This window comes from Streptomyces sp. NPDC031132 (genome assembly GCF_055570595.1).
This window is the reverse complement of record NZ_JBVIGX010000008.1, coordinates 62,730-82,266: the sequence shown is the minus strand read 5'-3', so window position 1 is coordinate 82,266 and position 19,537 is coordinate 62,730. Positions and strand designations below refer to the sequence as shown.

Genomic DNA, 19,537 nt, shown 5'->3' with positions numbered 1-19,537 from the left:
CATGACGGTACTCATGGTCTCGGGCACGGGCACGGAGATCGGCAAGACGGTCGTCACGTCGGCGATCGCGGCGGCCGCGGTGGCGGCGGGCCGCTCGGTGGCGGTCCTCAAGCCGGCGCAGACCGGCGTGGACCCGACCGAGCCGGGCGACGCGGCGGAAGCGGTCCGCCTGGCCGGCCCCACGGTCACGGCGGTGGAACTGGCCCGCTACCCGGAGCCGTTGGCCCCCGACACCGCGGCCCGCCGCGCGGGGCTGCCCACGGTCTCGCCGAGCGCCGTCGCGGAGGCCGCGAGCCGGCTCGCCCGGTCCCACGACCTGGTGCTGGTGGAGGGCGCCGGCGGCCTCTTGGTCCGCTTCGACGAGGCGGGCCACACGCTGGCCGATGCGGCCCGCCTCCTCGGCGCCCCGGTGCTGGTGGTCGCCCCGGCGGCCCTCGGCACCCTCAACTCCACGACCCTGACGGCCGAGGCGCTCCGGGCCCGGGAGCTGGAGGCCCTGGGCGTGGTCATCGGCAGCTGGCCGGCCGAGCCGGACCTGGCCTGCCGCTGCAACCTGGCGGACCTCCCGTCGTCCTCGGGGCTGCCGCTGCTGGGCGCCGTTCCGGAGGCTTCGGGGGCCCTGTCCCCGGAGTCCTTCCGTTCGGCCGCCCCCACCTGGCTGTCCCCCGCCCTCGCGGGCACGTGGTCCCCGGAGTCGTTCCTGACGACCTGGCAGCCCTGATCCCGGGACCGGACCTCATCGGCCCGGCGCCGCCGACCGGCGCGCCGGGCCGTTCCGGCCGCGGGCGCGTTCCGGCCGGGGGGCGTTCCGGCCGCGGGGGCGTTCAGTGGCCGCCGCGGGGCTCGTGGCAGCCGCCCTCCATGTAGACCCCGTGCGCCTTCACGCTCATCGGCGGGGTCAAGTACCCCGTCACGCACGGCCCGCTCTCCGGGATCGACAGGACGAACGAGAGGTTGCCCGTGCTCGATGCGTACACGTCTCCGGTCTCCAGCTTGTAGCCCATCCCGGTCAGGAGCCCGCTGAGCTCCGCCGTCGTCTTCGGTGCGCCCTTCCCGTCCGAGCTGCCCAGCGCCTTCCTGATCCGCGCGGCGTGCGCGTCGCCCCGGCACTTGGCCGCAGGCGTGAGCGTCGCCTCCTTCTTGTACGCGTGGTTCTCCGCGTACTTGCGCGCCTCGGGATCCGTAGGCAGATCGTCCGGCGTGGCCGGCCCGGTCGGGGCCACGGTCGCCTTGCCCTCGCACAGCTCGGCCACCTCGGGGAAGAGCTTGTCGTGGCGGGCCACCGCGGCCGCCGCCTGGGCGGCGTAGTCCGTGGTCTGGCTGGGCGACGGCACCGGGGACGGGTCCGCGGCCGCGCCGCTTCTCCCGGACACCGTGGTGCCGCAGGCGGTCAGTGCGAGCAGTCCTGCGGCGAGCAGCACGGCGCCGGCGGTGGTGGTACGGGACGTCACGGGGTCTCCACTTTCCCTGGGCGGGCCCCAACGGGCGGGGCGATCCCCCGATTGTCCCCACGTCAGGTCCCGGGCTCCTGAGTACGCGTACTCAATCCGCACGCGACGGTCGTCCTTCGCCGGCCCCCGGCGGGGCCGCGGGCGGCGGTCCCGTCCCGCCGGGGCCGGTTTTGCGGGCCGCCCGGACGGGGAACCGGCAGGACAAGCGCACCCGCCGCCACCCCGCCCCGGAGGCCCGCCATGGCCACACCGCACCAAGGCCCGGATTCCGTCGACCACCCGCTCTTCGCCCGGTTCTACGCCCGGTTCAGCACCACCGCCGACGCCCGCGGAGGTGTCGCCGCCCTCCGCAGCGAGCTCCTGCACGGGGTGTCCGGCCGGGTCATCGAGATCGGCGCCGGCAACGGCCTCAACTTCGCCCACTACCCCCGCGCCGTGTCCGAGGTCGTCGCCGTCGAACCGGAACGGAGCCTGCGCAGGCTCGCGGCCGACGCCGCCCTGCGCGCCGAGGTCCCCGTCGACGTCGTACCGGGCGTCGCGGAGGCCCTCCCGGTCAAGAGCGAGGCCTTCGACGCCGCCGTCGCCTCCCTCGTGCTGTGCACCGTACGGGACCTGACCCGTTCGCTCGCGGAGCTCCACCGGGTGCTGCGCCCCGACGCCGAACTCCGCTTCTTCGAGCACGGCCGGGCGCCCACTCCCGGCATGGCCGCCGTCCAGCGCACGCTGGACCGGACCGTGTGGCCCCACCTCTTCGGCGGGTGCCACACCTACCGGGACCCGGTCGCCGCGATCGAGGCCGCCGGTTTCCGGGCCGTCTCGTACCGCAGGTTCCGGCTGCCCGAGCGCGGACCGGCGCTCCCCACGTCGTACTGCGTGATCGGTTCCGCGCGCCGCGGTCCCGCGTAGGGGGTTTGCGGCGGCTCGGGGCCGGGCCCGGTCCGCCCGGCCTCAGCCGGCCAGCGGTTTGACCCAGCGCGTCCAGTGGTCCTCGGGGTGGTACCCGGCCGCGTCCCACGCCCCGTGCGCCCGCTCGTTGCGGTCCAGCACCATCGCGTCCGCACGCCGTCCGCCGAGCGCCCCGAAGCGGTCCTCCGCGGCGGCCAGCAGCGCCGACCCGATGCCCTGGCGGCGGTGTGCCGGGTGGACCGCGAGCCGGTAGAGGTGGCAGCGCCAGCCGTCGAAGCCGGCGATCACGGTGCCGACCAGTTCGCCTTCGCGCCTGGCGAGCAGCAGGGCGTGCGGATCGCGGGCGTGGAGCTGCTCGACCCCGGAGAGGTCGTCGCTGATACTCGTTCCCTCGGCAGCGGTCTTCCAGAAGTCGAGCACGGCGGTGAGATCGGCGGCCGACGCGGGACCGATGTGAAGATCGCTCATGTCCGGATCCCATCATCCGGGTGCGCTCCGCCAAAAGAATGATCCGCCCTCTTTGCCGGTCCTTTACCCTTGTGGACAGCAACCCGACCGACCCGATCGAAAGGTGTGAGCGTCCGCCCATGGGCGAGCCCCCCAGTACCCGACATCGCGCGACACCCCTCCTCCTGACTGATCATGGAATGGAGGTGACCGACCGATGACCGAAGTGCTCCTGCTCCTCGTGGCGCTGCTGCTCTGCCTTGCCTGTGGAGCCTTCGTCGCGGCCGAGTTCTCGCTGACCACCGTCGAGCGCAGCGAGCTCGACCAGGCCGTGGAGCGCGGCGAGCGCGGGGCCGAGAGCGCCCTGGCGGCCGTGCGCAGCCTGACGTTCCAGCTCTCCGGCGCCCAGCTCGGCATCACGGTGACCGGGCTGGTCATCGGCATGATCTCCAAGCCGTCGATCGCCGCCCTGCTCCAGGGCCCCTTCGAGGCCATGGGGCTGTCGGCCGGCGCCGCCTCCTCCACCGCCCTGATCCTCGGCACGGTGCTGTCGACCGTCGTCCTGATGGTCGTCGGCGAGCTGGTGCCCAAGAACTGGGCGATCTCGTCCCCGCTGGCCATCGCCAAGCGGGTGGCCACCATGCAGCGGGTCTTCAGCCGCGCCTTCCGGCCGTTCATCAGCCATCTGAACAGCACGGCGAACCACATGGTCCGCCGGTTCGGCATGGAGCCGGCCGAGGAGCTGGCCTCCGCGCGCACCCCGCAGGAGCTGGTGGCGCTGGCCCGGCACTCCGCCAAGGCGGGCGCGCTGGAGAAGGACACCGCCGAGCTGTTCGTACGCACCCTGAACCTGGCCGACCTGACCGCGGAGAACGTCATGACCCCGCGCGTCCAGGTCACCGCCCTCGACGTGCAGACCACCGCCGAGGACGTGGCGAACGCGACGCTGGCGACCGGCCTGTCGCGCTTCCCGGTCTACCGGGGCAGCCTCGACACCGTCGTCGGCACCGTCCACATCAAGGACGTGCTCGCGCTGCCCGCCGAGGAACGCCACCGCAGCCCCGTTTCCCGGCTGCTGCGTGATCCGCTGCTGGTGCCGGAGTCACTGACCGTGGACCGGCTGCTGGACCTGCTGTCCGGCCGCCAGACGATGGCCGTCGTGATCGACGAGTACGGCGGCACGGCCGGCGTGGTCACCCTGGAGGACATCGTCGAAGAGGTCGTCGGCGAGGTGCGCGACGAGCACGACCCGCACGAGACCCCGGACCTGGCCCCGGCGGGTACGGACGCCTCCGGGCGCCGTCTCTACTCCGCCGACGGCGCCGCGCGCACCGACCAGCTGGAGCGGATCGGACTGCGCGTGCCGGACGGCCCGTACGAGACGCTGGCCGGGCTGATAGCGACCGAGCTGGGCCGGATCCCGGCCGTCGGCGACAGCATGGAGCTGGGCGGCTGGCGGATCGACGTGGTGGACGCCAGCGGACGGCGGGCGGCGCGGGTGCTGCTGCACGCGCCCGTCGAGCCGTCGCAGGACAAGGGTGGGGAGGGAGCCCGATGACGGTGCTCCAACTGCTGATCGGCCTGGCGACCCTGGTCGTCAACGCCTTCTTCGTCGGCGCGGAGTTCGCGCTGATCTCGGTGCGGCGCAGCCAGATCGAGCCGTACGCCGAGCAGGGCGACCGGCGGGCCCGCGCCGTGCTGTGGGGCCTGGAGCACGTGTCGGCGCTGATGGCGGCGGCGCAGCTCGGCATCACGCTGTGCACCCTGGTCCTGGGTGTGGTGGCCGAGCCGGCCATCGCGCACCTGCTGACGCCGCTGTTCGACCTGTTCGGGGTGCCGTCCGGGCTGACGCACGCGATCTCGTTCGTGGTGGCGCTGGCGCTGGCGACGTACCTGCACATGCTCTTCGGCGAGATGCTGCCGAAGAACGTGGCCCTGTCCGAGCCGGTGCGCACCGCGCTGCTGCTCGGTCCGCCGCTGGTGACCCTGACGCGGGCGCTGAAGCCGGTGATCTTCGCGATCAACGCCTTCGCCAGCCTCCTGCTGCGGATGCTGCGGGTGGACGTGAAGGACGAGGTCTCGGCGACGTTCTCGGACGACGAGCTGGCGCGGATCGTGCGGGACTCCAGTGAGGCGGGGCTGATCGACGGCCGGGCGAGCGAGCGGCTGCACGACGCCCTCGAGCTGGGCCGCCGGCCGGTCAACGATGTGGTGCTGCCGCTGGACGGCGTCGTCGTGGCCCGGGAGGGCATCACGCCGGCGGGGCTGGAGCGGCTGTCGGCCGAGTCCGGGTACTCCCGCTTCCCGGTGATCGACGCCCAGGCCAGGATCCTGGGATACCTGCACGTCAAGGACGCCCTGGACGCGGACGGACCGGAGCGGGACCAGCCGTTCCCGCTGTCCGCGCTGCGGCCGATCGCGCAAGTGCGGGCCGAGACGCCGCTGGACGACGTGCTGACCGCGATGCGGCGCAGCCGGACGCACCTGGCGGCGGTGCTCGGGGCGGGCGGCGCGATGACGGGCCTGGTGACGATGGAGGACGTGCTGCGCGAGCTGTTCGGCAGGCAGGCCTCCGCCTGACGCAGCTGCCACCGCGGCGGTCCCCCGGCTCTGCGGGGCGGGGGTACCGCGCGGTAGCATCGCTCCGCCATGGAGATGAATGCGTCTTACACCAGTTTCGTCGCGGTCGGCGACTCCTTCACCGAAGGCATGTCCGACCTGCTGCCCGACGGCTCCTACCGGGGCTGGGCCGATCTGCTGGCCGCCCGCCTCGCGGCGCGCGAGCCCGGCTTCCGGTACGCGAACCTCGCGGTCCGCGGGAAGCTGATCGGGCAGATCGCCGAGGAGCAGGCCCCGGTCGCGGCGGCGATGCGCGCCGACGTGGTGACCCTGGTGGGAGGCCTGAACGACGCCCTGCGTCCGAAGGTCGACATGGGCCGCGTACGCGGGCACCTGGAGGAGGCCGTGGGGCTGCTGGCGCCCACGTGCAAGACGCTGGTGCTGATGCGCTCCCCGGGGCGCAACGGGCCGGTGATGGACCGCTTCCGGCCGCGCATGGAGGAGCTCTTCGCCCTCATCGAGGAGCTCGCCGCCCGGCACGGGGCCCTGGTGGTGGACCTGTACGGGGCGGCCGTCCTCGCCGATCCCCGCATGTGGGACGTGGACCGGCTGCACCTGACGGCCGAGGGCCACCGCAGGGTGGCCGAGGCGGTCTGGCAGACGCTGGGCCTGCCGCCCGAGCAGGACTGGAGCGCCGAGCTCCCACCCGCGGTACCCCCGGGCTGGGCCGTGCGCCGCTCCCAGGACCTGAGCTTCGCGCGGCAGCACCTGCTGCCCTGGGTCGGCCGCCGGCTGACGGGTCGCTCCTCGGGGGACGGCCGCCCGGCCAAGCGCCCGGAGCTGCTGCCGTACGAGGCCGTCGCGGGCGAGCGGCTCTCGTAGCAAGGCACAATCCGGGGTGGGGTCCCTACCTGCGTAAACGCACAGCTGCGGCCCAAGTAGAATCCCTACACGTGACTGCCAAGCCCCGCATCCCCAATGTCCTGGCCGGCCGCTACGCCTCCGCGGAGCTCGCCGTCCTGTGGTCCCCCGAGTACAAGGTGACGCTGGAGCGGCGGCTGTGGCTCGCCGTGCTCCGTGCCCAGAAGGACCTCGGCATCGACGTCCCGGACGCCGCCCTCGCCGACTACGAGCGCGTCCTGGAGACGGTCGACCTCGCGTCCATCGCCGAGCGCGAGAAGGTCACCCGGCACGACGTGAAGGCCCGCATCGAGGAGTTCAACGCCCTCGCCGGCCACGAGCACGTCCACAAGGGCATGACGTCCCGCGACCTCACCGAGAACGTCGAGCAGCTGCAGATCCGGCTCTCGCTGGAGCTGGCCCGCGACCGCACGGTCGCCGTCCTCGCCCGTCTCGGCAAGCTGGCCGGCGAGCACGCCGAGCTGGTCATGGCCGGCCGCTCCCACAACGTCGCCGCGCAGGCGACGACCCTGGGCAAGCGCTTCGCCACCGCGGCCGACGAGCTGCTGGTCGCCTACGACCGCCTGGAGGACCTGCTCGGCCGCTACCCGCTGCGCGGGATCAAGGGCCCCGTCGGCACCGCTCAGGACATGCTCGACCTGCTCGGCGGCGACGCCGCCAAGCTCGCCGACCTGGAGCAGCGGATCGCCGCCCACCTCGGCTTCGGCCAGGCCTTCACCTCGGTCGGCCAGGTCTACCCCCGCTCGCTCGACTACGACGTGGTCACCGCCCTGGTGCAGCTGGCCGCCGCCCCCTCGTCGATCGCGAAGACGATCCGCCTGATGGCCGGCCACGAGCTGGTCACCGAGGGCTTCAAGCCCGGCCAGGTCGGCTCCTCCGCGATGCCGCACAAGATGAACACCCGCTCCTGCGAGCGCGTCAACGGCCTGATGGTCATCCTGCGCGGCTACGCCTCGATGACCGGCGAGCTGGCCGGCGACCAGTGGAACGAGGGCGACGTCTCCTGCTCCGTGGTCCGCCGGGTGGCTCTGCCCGACGCGTTCTTCGCGTTCGACGGCCTGCTGGAGACCTTCCTGACGGTCCTCGACGAGTTCGGCGCATTCCCGGCGGTCGTGGCCCGCGAGCTGGACCGCTACCTGCCGTTCCTCGCGACCACCAAGGTCCTGATGGGCGCGGTGCGGGCGGGTGTCGGCCGTGAGGCCGCCCACGAGGTCATCAAGGAGCACGCGGTGGCCTCCGCCCTCGCCATGCGCGAGCAGGGCGCCGAGCGCAACGAGCTGCTGGACAAGCTGGCCGCCGACGAGCGGATGCCGCTGGACCGGGCCCAGCTCGACGCCCTGATGGCCGACAAGCTGTCCTTCACGGGCGCCGCCGGTGACCAGGTCGCCGCGGTGGTCTCCCGTATCGAGGCGATCGCCAAGCAGCACCCGGAGGCCGCCGGGTACACGCCGGGGTCGATCCTCTGACCCCCGAGGAGCTGAGCGCCGCCCGTGACCGCGTCATCCCGGACGTGGTCGCGGGCGGTCTGCGCGTGCTGTTCTGCGGGATCAACCCGGGTCTCCTCTCCGCCGCGACGGGCCATCACTTCGCCCGCCCCGGCAATCGCTTCTGGCCCGTCCTGCACCTGTCCGGCTTCACCCCTCGCCGCCTCGCCCCCGCGGAGCAGGAGGAGCTGCTGACCTACCGGCTCGGCATCACCAACGTCGTCGCCCGCGCCACGGCCCGGGCCGACGAGCTGAGCGCCGAAGAGTTCCGGGAAGGCGGCCGCATCCTGACCGCCAAGGTGGAACAGCTGCGCCCGCAATGGCTGGCGGTCGTCGGTGTCACCGCCTACCGCACGGCGTTCGGCGAGCGAAGGGCCCAGATCGGCCCCCAGGACCGGACCATCGGCTCCACCCGCATCTGGGCGCTCCCCAACCCCAGCGGCCTCAACGCCCACTGGACGGCAGAATCCATGGCCCAGGAGTACGCCCGCCTCCGCGTGGCCGCCGAGGCGACCCCCGAGTCGTTCCCCGAGCACTAGGGCGGGTCGATCACGGTCACCGCGGCCATGAGCTGCGGTGAGTGGTCGGCCCCCCACCGGGCCTCGTAGATCGCGACCCAGCGGTCCCCGGCCCGCCACAGGTGGAGGTGGTCGCTCGTGGCGCCGATCTCCTGCCACGGCTGCGCCACCTCCCCGGACTCCGCCCGCAGCTTCAGGCTGTCGAGCGTGAACCGGTCGGGCTTGCCCCACCGCTCCTCCAGCCGCTGGGTCAGGGCCTCGTACTCGGCGGACACCTGGTCCTCGTGCGCCAAGCGGTCGGCCGCGTCCTCGTCCCCGTACCACCGGCTCCCGCCCAGCTCGGCGAGGTGGTAGCCGGGCCCGCTGGTGCCCACTTCGGACCTGCCCCGGACGTCGGGGAAGTCACGCGTCCGGAGCCGGTCGATCGTGTCGAGATGCTCTGCCGTGGTCATGCCGTCAGTATCGCGCCGGGGTCTGACAACTGGCCCCGCGTCACGCGTCCCGCCGGCGCACCGCCAGCCAGCCTCCGGCCAACGCGGCCGCCGCCCACAGCGCCAGCACACCGAGGCCGCTCCAGGGACCGAGCCGTCCGGTGGAGTCCACGTGCATGACGAGCTGCCCCGCCTGGTCCGGCAGGAACTCGGCGACGCCGCCCGCGGCCTGACCGATGATGAACGGCACCATGACGACGAAGGGTATGAGCACGCTCAGCACGATCGCCGCGCTGCGCAGCACCGCCGTCAGTCCGGCCGCGAACAGGGCCATGAGCGTCAGGTACACCCCGCTGCCGAAGACGGCCCGGAGGACACCCGGGTCCCCCAGCGACAGCGCGTACCGGCCCATGAACGCCTGGCCCAGGACGAACGTGAGCAGTCCGGTGACCTGACCCACCAGGAAGGCGAGCCCACCCACCATGGCGATCTTCGACAGGTAGAAACGGGTACGGTTCGGCACCGAGGTCAGCGTCGTGCGCAGGGCGCCGTTGTGGAACTCGGCTGCCAGCGCGCTCGCCCCGAAGGTGAACGCCGCTATCTGGCCGAAGTTGATGCCGTAGAAGGCTCCGAGCAGCGAGTCCTCCCCCAAGCTGCCTGCCTCCGCCTGGCCTATGGCGGCGGCCGCCAGAGCCTGTATCCCGGCGGTGACCACGAGAATGGCGATCAGCGCCCCGAACGTGCCACGCAGGGACCGTATCTTGATCCATTCCGAGTGCAGGACGGGGACGGTGGGCAGAGCGGCGCTCATGGCGAAGCCTCCTTGGGTGGGGGTGAAAGTCAGTGGGTGGCGGCGAACTGGGCGTGGTCGGCGGTGAGGTCCAGGTAGGCCTGCTCCAGCGAGGCGCGTTCGTCGGAGAGTTCCAGCACGGGGATGCCCTCGCGGGCGGCCATGCCGCCGAGCTGCTCGGCCCGTATGCCCTCCACGGTCCAGCGCTCGCCCTCGGCGGCCGCCAGCTCGAAGCCGTCCCGGGCGAGGGCCGCCCGGAGCCGAACCGGATCCGAGGTACGCAGGCGTACCTTCGGGGTGCTGCGGGCCTCGATGAAATCCTCCATCGAGGAGTCGGCCAGCAACCTGCCCTGCCCGAGCACGACCAAGTGGTCGGCCAGCGCCGCGGTCTCGGACATCAGATGGCTGGAGACGAGCACCGTGCGGCCTTCGGCGGCCAGTCCCCGCATCAGCTCGCGGATCCAGATGATGCCTTCGGGGTCGAGGCCGTTGGTGGGCTCGTCCAGCAGCAGGACCTCGGGATCCCCCAGCAGTGCGGCCGCTATGCCGAGGCGCTGGCGCATGCCGAGCGAGAACGTCTTGACCCGCCGCTTCGCCGCCGAGGCGATCCCCGCCTGCTCCAGTACCTCTTCGACCCGGCGCACCGGAATGCGATTGGCGGCGGCGAGGAGGCGCAGGTGGTCCCGCGCGGTGCGCCCGCCGTGGGCCGCCTGGGCGTCCAGGAGAGCGCCGACCCGGTGGAGCGGGTCGGGGAAGTCGGTGAACCGCGCGCCACCGATGGTGGCCGTCCCGGAGGTGACCCGGTCCAGGCCCAGCAGCAGGCGCATCGTGGTGGACTTCCCGGCGCCGTTGGGCCCGAGGAATCCGGTGACCCGCCCGGGCAGAACGTCGAAGGTGAGGTGGTCCACGGCCCGGGTGCGGCCGTATTCCTTGGTCAGTTCTCGGATCTCGATGCTGTTCATGGCTCAAGACTCGCCGCCCGACCCACCCCCTTCCCTCCCCCGTGCGAGGGTGCCGTCTCCCCCACGTGGGGGAGACGCGGCCGGGCCGCACACTGCCACGATGGGGGCATGTACCGACTGCTCCGTGCTCCGCTCCAACCGGTGACCTACTCACGCTGGTTGCATCTGTGCGTGCCCGTGCTGCTGCTGGCCCTGTGGATGTTCATAGAGCCTGAGTGGCCGTGGATGCCGTTGGTCATCGTCATACCGTTCGGCCTGGTGCCGTGGGTGCGGCTGGCGGAGGGGCTGCAGGCGCAGTTCCTGCTCACCCCGCACGATCACGGCGACCCCGACAGCGGCATCAGCGCCGCGCCGTCGGCGCGGTGGGGCGACCGGTGGCGGACGTTGCTGTGGCTCGAGGCACGGCTCGTCATCGCGCTCGCCGCCATGGCGGCGACCGTATGGCTCCCGACGATCACGGTCGAACTGATCGCGGCGGCGCTCGGGCACCCGCTCAACTCGGACCTCATGATCCCCTTCGTCCCGCCGCGTTGGGCCGCCGCCCTGCTCGTCCCGGTGCCGCTGGTCCTTCTCATCGTCATAGTGGTGCTGCTGGGCGAGCTGGTCACCGCGATCGCCCGCCGGCTGCTGGGGCCTTCGGCCGCCGAGCGGCTCACCGCCCTGGAGGCCCGCACCGAGCAGCTGTTGGAGCGGACCCGCATCGCGCGGGAGTTGCACGATTCGATCGGGCACGCCCTGACGGTGTGCGTGGTGCAGGCGGGAGCGGCTCGGGCAGCCGGCGACCCGGAATTCACCGACCGGGCGCTGAGCGCCATCGAGGAGACCGGCCGGACCGCGCTGGAGGACCTGGAACGGGTCCTGCTGGTCCTGCGGGAGTCGGCGCAGCCCGTCTCGCAGCGGCCGACGCTGGCGGAGGCCGACCGGCTGCTGGAGTCGGCCCGCGCCTCGGGGGCGGATGTGGACGCGCAACTGACGGGACGGCTGGAGCAGTTGCCGGGCCCGGTCACCCGGGAGGCCTACCGGATCCTGCAGGAGGCCCTCACGAACGTGCTGCGGCACTGCGGTCCGGTGCCGGTCCGGGTCCGGGTGGAGATGGCCGTCGGCAGGCTGGACATGGAGGTCACGAACCCGCTGCCGGAGGGGCCCGCCTTCATCTCCGGCAGGGGGAGCGGGCTGCGCGGGATGCGGGAGCGGGCCGCACTGCTCGGCGGGGAGGCCGAGACCGGGCCGTTCGAGGGCAGTTGGAGAGTGCGCGCACGGCTTCCGCTGGAGCGAATACGCTGACCGGATGCCGGTTACCGTTCTGCTCGTCGATGACGAACCCCTGGTGCGCGCGGGTCTGCGTGCCGTCCTGGATGCCCAGCCCGACATCGAAGTGGTGGGTGAGGCGGCCGACGGAGCCTCCGTCGTCCCGCTCGTGCGGCAGCTGAGGCCGGACGTGGTGGCGATGGACGTGCGGATGCCGCTCCTCGACGGGATCGAGGCGACGCGGGCCGTGCTGCGGACCGTGGACTCTCCGCCGAAGATCCTCGTGGTGACCACGTTCGAGAACGACGAGTACGTGTACCAGGCGCTGCGGGCCGGGGCGGACGGGTTCCTGCTGAAGCGGGCCCGCCCCTCCGAGATCGTGCACGCGGTACGGCTGGTGGCGGAGGGCGAGACACTGCTCTTCCCCGCGGCCGTGCGGGCCCTCGCAGCGGAGTACGGGAACCGGCAGGCGCGGGCGGTGCTGGAGCGGGCCGCGCTGACCGAGCGCGAGGAGGCGGTGCTGCGGCTGATGGCGCGAGGACTGACGAACGTCGAGATCGCCAAGGAGCTGATCGTCGGCACGGAGACGGTGAAGTCCCATGTGAGCGCGATTCTGGGCAAGCTGGGGGCGCGGGATCGGACCCAGGCCGTGATCGCGGCGTACGAGTCGGGATTCGTCGCCCCGGCCTGAGTCGCCCCGGCCTGAGTCGCCGCGACCTGAGGGGAACAGCCGGTTCCGGCCGATGGGGGGCTGGTTCTCGCCCCGGCCCCAGGGGCGCAGTACCATCCGGCAGACAAGCTCGCTAGCTGGGAGGACACACGTTGGGGCAGCTGACCGGCGGGGATCCCTCTCTGCTCCGGCGGATCAATTCGGCCGTGGTGCTGCGTGCGCTGCGCGCGGCGGAGTCGCCGACACTCACCGACCTCACGCGGTTGACCGGCCTGTCCCGGCCGACCGTCGAAGGCGTGGTCGAAGGGCTGATCGGGACCGGGCTCGTCGTCGAGGCGGGCGCGGAAGAGGGTGCGCGGCGCCAGGGGCGGCCGGCCAGGCGCTATCGGTTCCGAGCCGAGGCGGGGCACCTCCTCGGCATCGAGATCGGCTCGCACCGGGTCGCGGTGCTGCTGTCCGGGCTGGACGGGCGGGTGATCGGCGCCGGCACCAAGGAGGTCGCCGAGACGGCTTCCGCCGACGAGCGGCTGGAGCGGGTGCGGGCGGCGGTGGCCGATCTGCTGCGGCGGGCCGGCGTACCGCGCGACTCCCTGCGGGCGGTCGGCGTCGGCAGCCCCGGCATCGTGGAGGCGGACGGCACCGTACGCCTCGGCACGGCCCTGCCCGGCTGGACCGGCCTGCCGCTCGGCGAGCGGCTGCGGCGCTCGTTCCGCTGCCCGGTGCAGGTGGAGAACGACGCCAATGCGGCCGCCGTCGCCGAGCACTGGAAGGGCGCGGCGCAGGACACCGACGACATGGTGTTCGTGATGGCGGGGCTCAGCCCCGGGGCGGGTTCGCTGATCGGGGGCCGGCTGCACCGCGGGTTCGGCGGGGCGGCGGGCGAGATCGGTGCGCTGCACCTGCTGGGCCGTGGCGTGACGCCCGAGAAGCTGCTGTCCACGACGGGCGAACCGCTGCATCCGCTGGACGAGCAGGCGGTGGCCGAGGTGTTCGCCATGGCCAAGCGGGGCGACGAGCAGGCCGTGGCCGCGGTGGAGCGCTTCATCCAACGGCTGGTGCACGATGTGGCGGCGCTGGTGCTGGCCATGGATCCGGAGCTGGTCGTGGTCGGCGGCTGGGCGGCCGGCCTGAACGGGGTACTGGATCCCCTGCGCCGGGAGCTGGAGCGCTACTGCCTGCGCCCCCCGCGCGTGGCACAGTCCCTGCTCGGCGAGGCCGCGGTGGCCACCGGGGCCCTGCGCTTGGCGCTGGACCATGTGGAGGAAGAGCTCTTCGCGGTGGAGAAAACGGTCACCACCCGCCGCCGCTGACCGCGACCCGGCAGGGTCCCGGGACCAACGCCGGGGAGACGCCCCGGATTCCGGTCGGCTGCCGACTCCTTCCGCGGCTTCCCGTAACCCGCCGCCGGGTGGCGGCCCGACCTCCGGTCCGCCTTCAGCCCGAGCTCGCCGCGGGCTCGCCCCCAGCCCGTTCCGGCATCCGCCGTCGAGAGGTCCTGGCCCCCGGCCCCGCCTCCAGGTCGTCGCTTCCTGACCTTGCCGGTTGGGCCCGCGTCGTCCGGTGCCGTGCATCGCAAGGCGGAGAGGCTCCCGAGTATTGGACGTACTCGGGAGCCTCGACAACGCGGCGAGGTGCGGTGCCGGACGACGCGGGTCTGGGGGCACCTCCCAGCGGTAGCTGGGGGAGCAAGATCCGGAAGAGGCGGCCCAGCCGGGGGATGAAACGCCGAACGGCCCTGGTCCGGGGGCGCCGGAGTAGGGCCGTTCGGGGGGCAGGGTGTCAGGAGGCGACGCGGGCCTCGTGCGTGATCTCCACGTCTCCCGTGTCGCCGAAGGTCAGGCGGCAGGTGTCCGCGCGGTACGTGGCGACCGAGACGGCGGCCGTTCCCGCGGCGGTGAAGTAGCGGGTGGTGACCACCAGCACCGGGGCGCCCGGCAGCCGGTCCAGTTCCTTGGCGTCGTCGGCACGCGCCGAGCCGAGCTCCACCGAGCGGTCCTGGCCGTCCAGGGCGAGCCGCTGGAGCTCGCGCAGCACGGCACGGGCCCGGGCGGGTCCGGCCGGGGCGTCGATGGCAGAGAGGCCGGGCACGGAGGCGGCCGGCACGTACAGCAGCTCGGCGGCGACGGCCTGGCCGTGGGAGACCCGGGTCCGGCGCACGGTGTGCACGAGCTGGTCGGCGGCGCCGCCGAGGAGCTTCAGGACGGCGGCGGACGGCAGGGCGGCCCCGGCCCCGTCCACGATCTCCCAGCCGTCGACGCTCTCGCCGGGCCAGCCGTGCCCCGTGCTGCCGACGGCCACGCCGACCCGCGGCGGGGCGACGGTGGTGCCGACGCCGCGACGGCGCTGCAGGCGGCCTTCGAGTTCGAGCTGTTCCAGGGCCTGCCGCAGGGTCGCGCGGGCGACTCCGAAGCGGGCGGCGAGCTCACGCTCGTTCGGCAGGATCTCGCCCACGGAGAAGTCGCGGTCGAGCGCCTCGCTGAGGACGGTCTTGAGGTGCCAGTACTTCGGTTCCGGCACCGTTTCGAGCTGCGTGGTCCCCACCCTGACTCCTCCTGCCATCGCTGCAATCGCCGTGTTCCAGCGGCAGTTCCGCGCCTTTGTTTATTAAAGGTTCTTGCACTATCCCTGCCGACCATAGGACGGCGCACCCCCTTGGTCAAGACCAATGCTCACCCCTTTACCGGGCAGATCGGGCATACGTATCAAGCCGTTCACGCGATGTTCTCGCTCACCGCGACGACTCGCCCCGACACGCGCCGGAGGCTTGTCCCGCCGGGCTACCGGGCGGTAATCATGGCCTTAGCCATTACTGACAGCCTGTCTCACACGCGTCCAACCGACGAGGAGCAGCATGACCGCCACGGTCTCCTTCCCGATCGAATCGCCGCTGGGCCCCCGCACCGCCACCGTCGCCTACGAGCGCAAGGGCGCCGGCGCACCGCTTCTCCTGCTGCACGGCATCGGCCACCACCTCCAGGCCTGGCACCCGGTGACCGACATCCTGGCCGCCGAGCACGACGTGATCGCCGTCGACCTGCCCGGCTTCGGCGTCTCGGAGCCCCTGCCCGAGGGGGTTCCGTACGACCTGGGAACCTTCGTGCCCGCGCTCGGCGCGCTCTGCTCGGCCCTCGGCGTCGAACGCCCGCACGTCGTCGGCAACTCCCTCGGCGGCCTCCTCGCGCTCGAGATGGGCCGGAGCAACCTGGTCCGCTCGGTCACCGCGCTCTCCCCCGCCGGCTTCTGGACCGAAGCCGAGCGCAAGTACGCCTTCGCCACCCTCCGCGCGATGCGCGTCGGCGCCCTCACGCTGCCCCACTCCACCCTCGAGCGGCTCTCGCGCAGCGCCGCCGGCCGGGCCGCACTGACCGGCACCATCTACGCCCACCCGGCCCGCCGTTCACCGGAGGCCGTGGTCGCCGAGACGCTCGCCCTGCGCGAGGCCACCGGCTTCGACGAGACCCTGGCCGCGGGGCGCTCCGTACGGTTCACCTCGGACGTGCCCGGCCTGCCGGTCACCATCGCCTGGGGCTCCCGCGACCGGCTGCTCCTGGCGCGCCAGGGCGTACGCGCCAAGCGGGCGGTCCCGGGCGCCCGGCTGATCCGGCTCCGCGGATGCGGTCACGTCCCGATGAACGACGACCCGGCGCTGGTCTCCCGTGTGGTTCTGGACACGGTACGTGCCACAACCAGCCAGGTGGGCTGAGCGGCTGACGGCTGTTCATCCACGGTTCGGTTGCGCGACGCGGACGGGCCGGTGTGCGGCGGCACACTGGTCCGACCCGTCCCCGCCGGCCCCTGGAGACGCTCCGATGGCACCGATTCCGCACACCCGACGCTCCCTGCTCGGCGGTTCGCTCGCCGTGCCGGTGGGCCTCGCCCTGTCCGGGGCGGCGGCCGCGCCCGCGCTCGCCGCGCCCACCCCCGCTACGGCGTTCACCCGCTCCGGGCGGCCGAGCGCGCCGTGGGGCACCCAGTGCGGTGAGATCACCGCGCACTCGGCCACCGTCTGGACGCGCTCCGACCGGCCGGCGCGGATGTACGTCGAGACCTCCCCGAGCGAGTCGTTCCGCTACGGCGTCCGGCGCCACGGCGGTCCGTTCCTCGGCCCCGCCACCGACTTCACCGGCACCACCACCCTGCGCGACCTCCCGCCCGGGCAGCAGATCCACTACCGGGTGGTCCTGGCCGACCCGGACGACCCGCGCCGCACCGGCGAGCCGGTCCGCGGCACCTTCCGGACCACCCCGGTCTCACGCCGCCACGACGTGCGCTTCCTGTGGTCGGGGGACCTCGCGGGGCAGGGCTGGGGCATCAACCCGGACCTCGGCGGCTACCGCGTCTTCGACGAGATGCGGCAGCGCGACCCCGACTTCTTCCTCTTCAGCGGGGACACGATCTACGCCGACGGCCCGATCCAGGCCTCCGTCCCCCTGCGCGACGGCAGCATCTGGCACAACATCACCACCGAGGAGAAGGCGAAGGTCGCCGAGACCCTCGACGAGTTCCGCGGGAACTTCCGCTACAACCTGCTCGATCGCAACCTGCGCGACTTCAACGCCCAGGTGCCGGTCCTCGCCCAGTGGGACGACCACGAGGTGCGCAACAACTGGTACCCCGGCCAGGTGATCGACGACCCCCGCTACACCGTGCGGGACATCGACACGCTCGCCGGCCGCGCCCGCCGGGCCTTCGGCGAGTACTTCCCCGTCACCGACCTCCGCGGCGGCCGCGCCGAGGGCCGGATGTACCGGGTCATGCGGTACGGGCCGCTGCTCGACGTCTTCGTCCTCGACATGCGCACCTACCGCGACGCCAACTCCCCCGGCCGCCAGACCGTGGACCCGGTCGGCATCCTCGGCCAGGAGCAGCTGGCCTGGATCAAGCGCGAGCTGTCGCGCTCGCGCGCCACGTGGAAGGTCATCGCCGCCGACATGCCGCTGGGCATCGTCGTACCCGACGGGGCCGCGAACTTCGAGGCCGTCGCCCAGGGCGACCCGGGCGCCCCGCTCGGCCGCGAGCTGCAGATCGCCGAACTCCTGCGCCACATCAAGCACCAGCGCATCACGGGCACCCTCTGGCTCACCGCCGACGTCCACTACACGGCCGCGACCCACTACGCCCCCGAGCGGGCCGCCTTCACCGACTTCGCACCGTTCTGGGAGTTCGTCTCCGGCCCCGTCGGCGCGGGCGGGTTCCCCGCAGGGAAGCTCGACGCCACCTTCGGGCCCGAGACCGCGTACGTCCAGTCGGCCCCGCTCGCCAACATGTCGCCGTCCGAGAACCCGCCGTACTACGGAGAGGTCGACATCGACGGCGAGTGCGGGGAGCTGACCGTCCGGTTGCGCCGCCAGGGTGGCGGCGTACTCTTCACCACGACGCTCCAGCCCGGGCGCGTGGGCCAGTAGGACAGCGGGCAGGACCGCAGGCCCGGCCGCCGGCGGGATCCCGGATCCCGGAATCCCGCCGGAAAACAGGGCGAAATCGGCCAGACTGACACTTAACCAGTCGGTCACAGACCGTTCGTGATCACGCAACACCCCTGCGCCACAGTGGCATGCATGACTGAACGCATCCACACCCCCGCACACCGCCACCACCGCCACCACTGGCGCCGCGACATCGTCGAACTGGCCGCGCTGTTCTGCGCCGTCGCGGTCGCCGACGGCATCGCCAATCTGGTCGTACACGGCCCGAAGGGCCCGGTCCTGCTCGTCGCCTCGGCCGTCGCGCTCCTGGTCACGGCGGCGTTCCACACCTGGTGGGCACGCCGCCACAGCCATGCGCCGCCGCCGCTGAGTACGGCGCCCTCCGATACGGCCCCCGGCGCGGCCCGGGCCGAGTCGCCGTCCGGGTCCGCGCCCGGGTCCACGTCGGAGCCCGCAACGGAGACCGCCGCCACCACCTCCTTGTGGCGGATGCGGACGACCGTACGGGACGAGCCCGGCAGCCTCGCCGCCGTGTGCACCGCGCTCGCCCACCAAGGCGTCGACATCCTGACCCTGCAGACCCACCCGCTCCCCGAGGGCGGCACCGTCGACGAGTTCCTGCTGCGCTCCCCGCAGCAGCTGGCCTCCGCCGACCTCACCCGCGCCATCGCCCGCGCCGGCGCCCACAGCACCTGGATCGAGCGCGCCGACGCGCACGACCTGGTCGACACCCCGACCCGCGTCCTCGGCCTGGCCACCCGCACCGCCCTGGACGCCGCCGAGCTGCCCCTCGCGCTGCGCCAGCTGCTCGGCCGCTGCACCATCCACTCGATCCCGGCCACCACCCTCTCCGGCCGCCCCAACGCGGCCGCCGACGCCCCGGTCGAGGGCGTCCTGGAGGCGACGGTGATGCGGCTGCGCGACCCCTCGGGCGGTGCCATCACCGTGGAGCGCCCCTACCTGCGCTTCACCCCGACCGAGTTCGCCCGGGCCCGCGCCCTCGTCGAGCTCGACACCCGGCTCGGACCGCGCGTCCCGCGCAGCCAGGACGTGCTGACCCTGCCCGAGGGCAACGAGATCACCGTGCGCCGCGCCGACGGCTCCGACCTCGCCGCCGCCCGCGCGATGCACGACCGCTGCTCCGAGCGCACCCTGGGCCTGCGCTACCACGGGCCCGTCGCCGACGCCGACCGCTACCTCGGCCACCTGCTGAGCCCCCGCTTCGGCCGCACCCTCGCCGCCACCACCGCCTCCGGAAAGCTCGTCGCCCTCGGCCACCTGCTGTGGGACGGGGACGAGACCGAGGTCGCGCTGCTGATCGAGGACGACTGGCAGCGCCGCGGCATCGGCTCCGAGCTGCTGCGCCGCCTGATCGCGATGGCCGTCGAGGCCGGCTGCGACAGCGTGTACGCCGTCACCCGGGCCGCCAACACCGGCATGGTCGCGGCCATGCGCGGCCTCGGCCTCCCGCTCGACTACCAGATCGAGGAGGGCACCCTGGTGATCACGGCCCGTCTGGACGCCTCGCCGGTCGTCTCCCGCGTCCCGTACGAGCTGCCCCGCGCGCAGTACCCGTACGGGCAGCAGAACCACCCGCACTGAACCCGGCCCGGCGGGATCCGGCCGGGCGGCGAGAAGGCGCCCCCGGTCGGATCCGCTTGACGGCGCGGGAGCGGACGCCCGGTCCGCCGCTCCCGCGTACGTCAGCAGGCTGACAGCGAACG

The 19,537-nt window shown here is 73.2% G+C and carries 19 protein-coding genes; 13 read left to right on the top strand and 6 right to left on the bottom strand.

Annotation, left to right across the window (positions count from 1 at the left end):
* The first annotated feature begins 1 nt into the window (after position 1).
* Positions 2 to 721: a dethiobiotin synthase gene (gene bioD / locus ACZ49B_RS14440; protein ID WP_468305082.1), complete on the top strand. Its 720-nt coding sequence runs from the start codon at positions 2 to 4 to the stop codon at positions 719 to 721.
* A gap of 103 nt (positions 722 to 824) precedes the next feature.
* On the opposite strand, the gene ACZ49B_RS14435 is transcribed toward bioD, so the two are convergent.
* Entirely contained in the window at positions 825 to 1,451 is a 627-nt protein-coding gene (locus tag ACZ49B_RS14435; protein ID WP_468305079.1) for a hypothetical protein, read from the bottom strand.
* A gap of 240 nt (positions 1,452 to 1,691) precedes the next feature.
* Here ACZ49B_RS14435 and ACZ49B_RS14430 point away from each other — a divergent pair, with 240 nt between their 5' ends.
* Complete coding sequence (locus ACZ49B_RS14430; RefSeq protein WP_468305076.1) at positions 1,692 to 2,357, top strand: class I SAM-dependent methyltransferase; 666 nt, start codon at positions 1,692 to 1,694, stop codon at positions 2,355 to 2,357.
* Between the two features lie 42 nt (positions 2,358 to 2,399).
* On the opposite strand, the gene ACZ49B_RS14425 is transcribed toward ACZ49B_RS14430, so the two are convergent.
* On the bottom strand, positions 2,400 to 2,825 hold the full coding sequence (locus tag ACZ49B_RS14425) for a GNAT family N-acetyltransferase (RefSeq protein WP_468305073.1): 426 nt from the start codon (positions 2,823 to 2,825) through the stop codon (positions 2,400 to 2,402).
* Between the two features lie 196 nt (positions 2,826 to 3,021).
* On the opposite strand from ACZ49B_RS14425, the gene ACZ49B_RS14420 reads away from it, so the two are divergent.
* The 5 genes from ACZ49B_RS14420 (at position 3,022) to mug (ending at position 8,307) form a co-directional block, all read left to right on the top strand.
* Positions 3,022 to 4,362: a hemolysin family protein gene (locus tag ACZ49B_RS14420; RefSeq protein WP_468305070.1), complete on the top strand. Its 1,341-nt coding sequence runs from the start codon at positions 3,022 to 3,024 to the stop codon at positions 4,360 to 4,362.
* Entirely contained in the window at positions 4,359 to 5,384 is a 1,026-nt protein-coding gene (locus ACZ49B_RS14415) for a hemolysin family protein (protein ID WP_468305067.1), read from the top strand. The genes ACZ49B_RS14420 and ACZ49B_RS14415 overlap by 4 nt, the downstream gene beginning before the upstream one ends.
* Positions 5,385 to 5,453: 69 nt before the next feature.
* Positions 5,454 to 6,245, top strand: coding sequence for an SGNH/GDSL hydrolase family protein (locus ACZ49B_RS14410; protein ID WP_468305065.1), 792 nt, complete (start codon positions 5,454 to 5,456; stop codon positions 6,243 to 6,245).
* Between the two features lie 71 nt (positions 6,246 to 6,316).
* Positions 6,317 to 7,750, top strand: coding sequence for an adenylosuccinate lyase (gene purB / locus ACZ49B_RS14405; RefSeq protein WP_468305062.1), 1,434 nt, complete (start codon positions 6,317 to 6,319; stop codon positions 7,748 to 7,750).
* On the top strand, positions 7,747 to 8,307 hold the full coding sequence (gene mug / locus ACZ49B_RS14400) for a G/U mismatch-specific DNA glycosylase (protein WP_468305561.1): 561 nt from the start codon (positions 7,747 to 7,749) through the stop codon (positions 8,305 to 8,307). Before purB ends, mug begins: the two co-directional genes overlap by 4 nt.
* On the opposite strand, the gene ACZ49B_RS14395 is transcribed toward mug, so the two are convergent.
* The 3 genes from ACZ49B_RS14395 to ACZ49B_RS14385 are packed head-to-tail and all read right to left on the bottom strand — an operon-like array spanning position 8,304 to position 10,469.
* On the bottom strand, positions 8,304 to 8,738 hold the full coding sequence (locus tag ACZ49B_RS14395; protein WP_468305060.1) for a hypothetical protein: 435 nt from the start codon (positions 8,736 to 8,738) through the stop codon (positions 8,304 to 8,306). The genes mug and ACZ49B_RS14395 overlap by 4 nt on opposite strands.
* Before the next feature lie 40 nt (positions 8,739 to 8,778).
* Complete coding sequence (locus tag ACZ49B_RS14390) at positions 8,779 to 9,528, bottom strand: ABC transporter permease (protein ID WP_468305057.1); 750 nt, start codon at positions 9,526 to 9,528, stop codon at positions 8,779 to 8,781.
* Between the two features lie 29 nt (positions 9,529 to 9,557).
* On the bottom strand, positions 9,558 to 10,469 hold the full coding sequence (locus ACZ49B_RS14385; protein WP_468305054.1) for an ABC transporter ATP-binding protein: 912 nt from the start codon (positions 10,467 to 10,469) through the stop codon (positions 9,558 to 9,560).
* A gap of 108 nt (positions 10,470 to 10,577) precedes the next feature.
* Here ACZ49B_RS14385 and ACZ49B_RS14380 point away from each other — a divergent pair, with 108 nt between their 5' ends.
* The 3 genes from ACZ49B_RS14380 to ACZ49B_RS14370 all read left to right on the top strand — a co-directional run bounded on the left by ACZ49B_RS14380 (position 10,578) and on the right by ACZ49B_RS14370 (position 13,697).
* Entirely contained in the window at positions 10,578 to 11,753 is a 1,176-nt protein-coding gene (locus tag ACZ49B_RS14380) for a sensor histidine kinase (RefSeq protein ID WP_468305052.1), read from the top strand.
* Positions 11,754 to 11,757: 4 nt separating this feature from the next.
* The gene (locus ACZ49B_RS14375; RefSeq protein ID WP_030300198.1) at positions 11,758 to 12,408 is read left to right on the top strand and encodes a response regulator; all 651 of its coding nucleotides are present in this window, start codon (positions 11,758 to 11,760) and stop codon (positions 12,406 to 12,408) included.
* 131 nt (positions 12,409 to 12,539) lie between these two features.
* Positions 12,540 to 13,697: an ROK family transcriptional regulator gene (locus ACZ49B_RS14370; RefSeq protein ID WP_468305049.1), complete on the top strand. Its 1,158-nt coding sequence runs from the start codon at positions 12,540 to 12,542 to the stop codon at positions 13,695 to 13,697.
* Between the two features lie 469 nt (positions 13,698 to 14,166).
* Here ACZ49B_RS14370 and ACZ49B_RS14365 read toward each other — a convergent pair whose 3' ends face one another.
* Entirely contained in the window at positions 14,167 to 14,928 is a 762-nt protein-coding gene (locus ACZ49B_RS14365) for a GntR family transcriptional regulator (protein ID WP_468305046.1), read from the bottom strand.
* 310 nt (positions 14,929 to 15,238) lie between these two features.
* Here ACZ49B_RS14365 and ACZ49B_RS14360 point away from each other — a divergent pair, with 310 nt between their 5' ends.
* The 3 genes from ACZ49B_RS14360 to ACZ49B_RS14350 all read left to right on the top strand — a co-directional run bounded on the left by ACZ49B_RS14360 (position 15,239) and on the right by ACZ49B_RS14350 (position 19,415).
* Positions 15,239 to 16,090, top strand: a complete 852-nt coding sequence (locus tag ACZ49B_RS14360) for an alpha/beta fold hydrolase (RefSeq protein ID WP_468305043.1) — start codon at positions 15,239 to 15,241, stop codon at positions 16,088 to 16,090.
* A gap of 106 nt (positions 16,091 to 16,196) precedes the next feature.
* Complete coding sequence (locus ACZ49B_RS14355; protein ID WP_468305041.1) at positions 16,197 to 17,792, top strand: alkaline phosphatase D family protein; 1,596 nt, start codon at positions 16,197 to 16,199, stop codon at positions 17,790 to 17,792.
* 153 nt (positions 17,793 to 17,945) lie between these two features.
* On the top strand, positions 17,946 to 19,415 hold the full coding sequence (locus ACZ49B_RS14350; RefSeq protein WP_468305037.1) for a GNAT family N-acetyltransferase: 1,470 nt from the start codon (positions 17,946 to 17,948) through the stop codon (positions 19,413 to 19,415).
* Positions 19,416 to 19,537: the final 122 nt, after the last annotated feature.

Bases quoted from the DNA above. Each gene is read 5' to 3' on its own strand.
- bioD (WP_468305082.1), top strand. From the start codon at position 2: ATGACGGTACTCATGGTCTCGGGCACGGGCACGGAGATCGGCAAGACG.
- ACZ49B_RS14430 (WP_468305076.1), top strand. From the start codon at position 1,692: ATGGCCACACCGCACCAAGGCCCGGATTCCGTCGACCACCCGCTCTTC.
- ACZ49B_RS14425 (WP_468305073.1), bottom strand. From the start codon at position 2,825: ATGAGCGATCTTCACATCGGTCCCGCGTCGGCCGCCGATCTCACCGCC.
- ACZ49B_RS14420 (WP_468305070.1), top strand. From the start codon at position 3,022: ATGACCGAAGTGCTCCTGCTCCTCGTGGCGCTGCTGCTCTGCCTTGCC.
- ACZ49B_RS14415 (WP_468305067.1), top strand. From the start codon at position 4,359: ATGACGGTGCTCCAACTGCTGATCGGCCTGGCGACCCTGGTCGTCAAC.
- ACZ49B_RS14410 (WP_468305065.1), top strand. From the start codon at position 5,454: ATGGAGATGAATGCGTCTTACACCAGTTTCGTCGCGGTCGGCGACTCC.
- ACZ49B_RS14395 (WP_468305060.1), bottom strand. From the start codon at position 8,738: ATGACCACGGCAGAGCATCTCGACACGATCGACCGGCTCCGGACGCGT.
- ACZ49B_RS14390 (WP_468305057.1), bottom strand. From the start codon at position 9,528: ATGAGCGCCGCTCTGCCCACCGTCCCCGTCCTGCACTCGGAATGGATC.
- ACZ49B_RS14385 (WP_468305054.1), bottom strand. From the start codon at position 10,469: ATGAACAGCATCGAGATCCGAGAACTGACCAAGGAATACGGCCGCACC.
- ACZ49B_RS14380 (WP_468305052.1), top strand. From the start codon at position 10,578: ATGTACCGACTGCTCCGTGCTCCGCTCCAACCGGTGACCTACTCACGC.
- ACZ49B_RS14375 (WP_030300198.1), top strand. From the start codon at position 11,758: ATGCCGGTTACCGTTCTGCTCGTCGATGACGAACCCCTGGTGCGCGCG.
- ACZ49B_RS14360 (WP_468305043.1), top strand. From the start codon at position 15,239: ATGACCGCCACGGTCTCCTTCCCGATCGAATCGCCGCTGGGCCCCCGC.
- ACZ49B_RS14355 (WP_468305041.1), top strand. From the start codon at position 16,197: ATGGCACCGATTCCGCACACCCGACGCTCCCTGCTCGGCGGTTCGCTC.
- ACZ49B_RS14350 (WP_468305037.1), top strand. From the start codon at position 17,946: ATGACTGAACGCATCCACACCCCCGCACACCGCCACCACCGCCACCAC.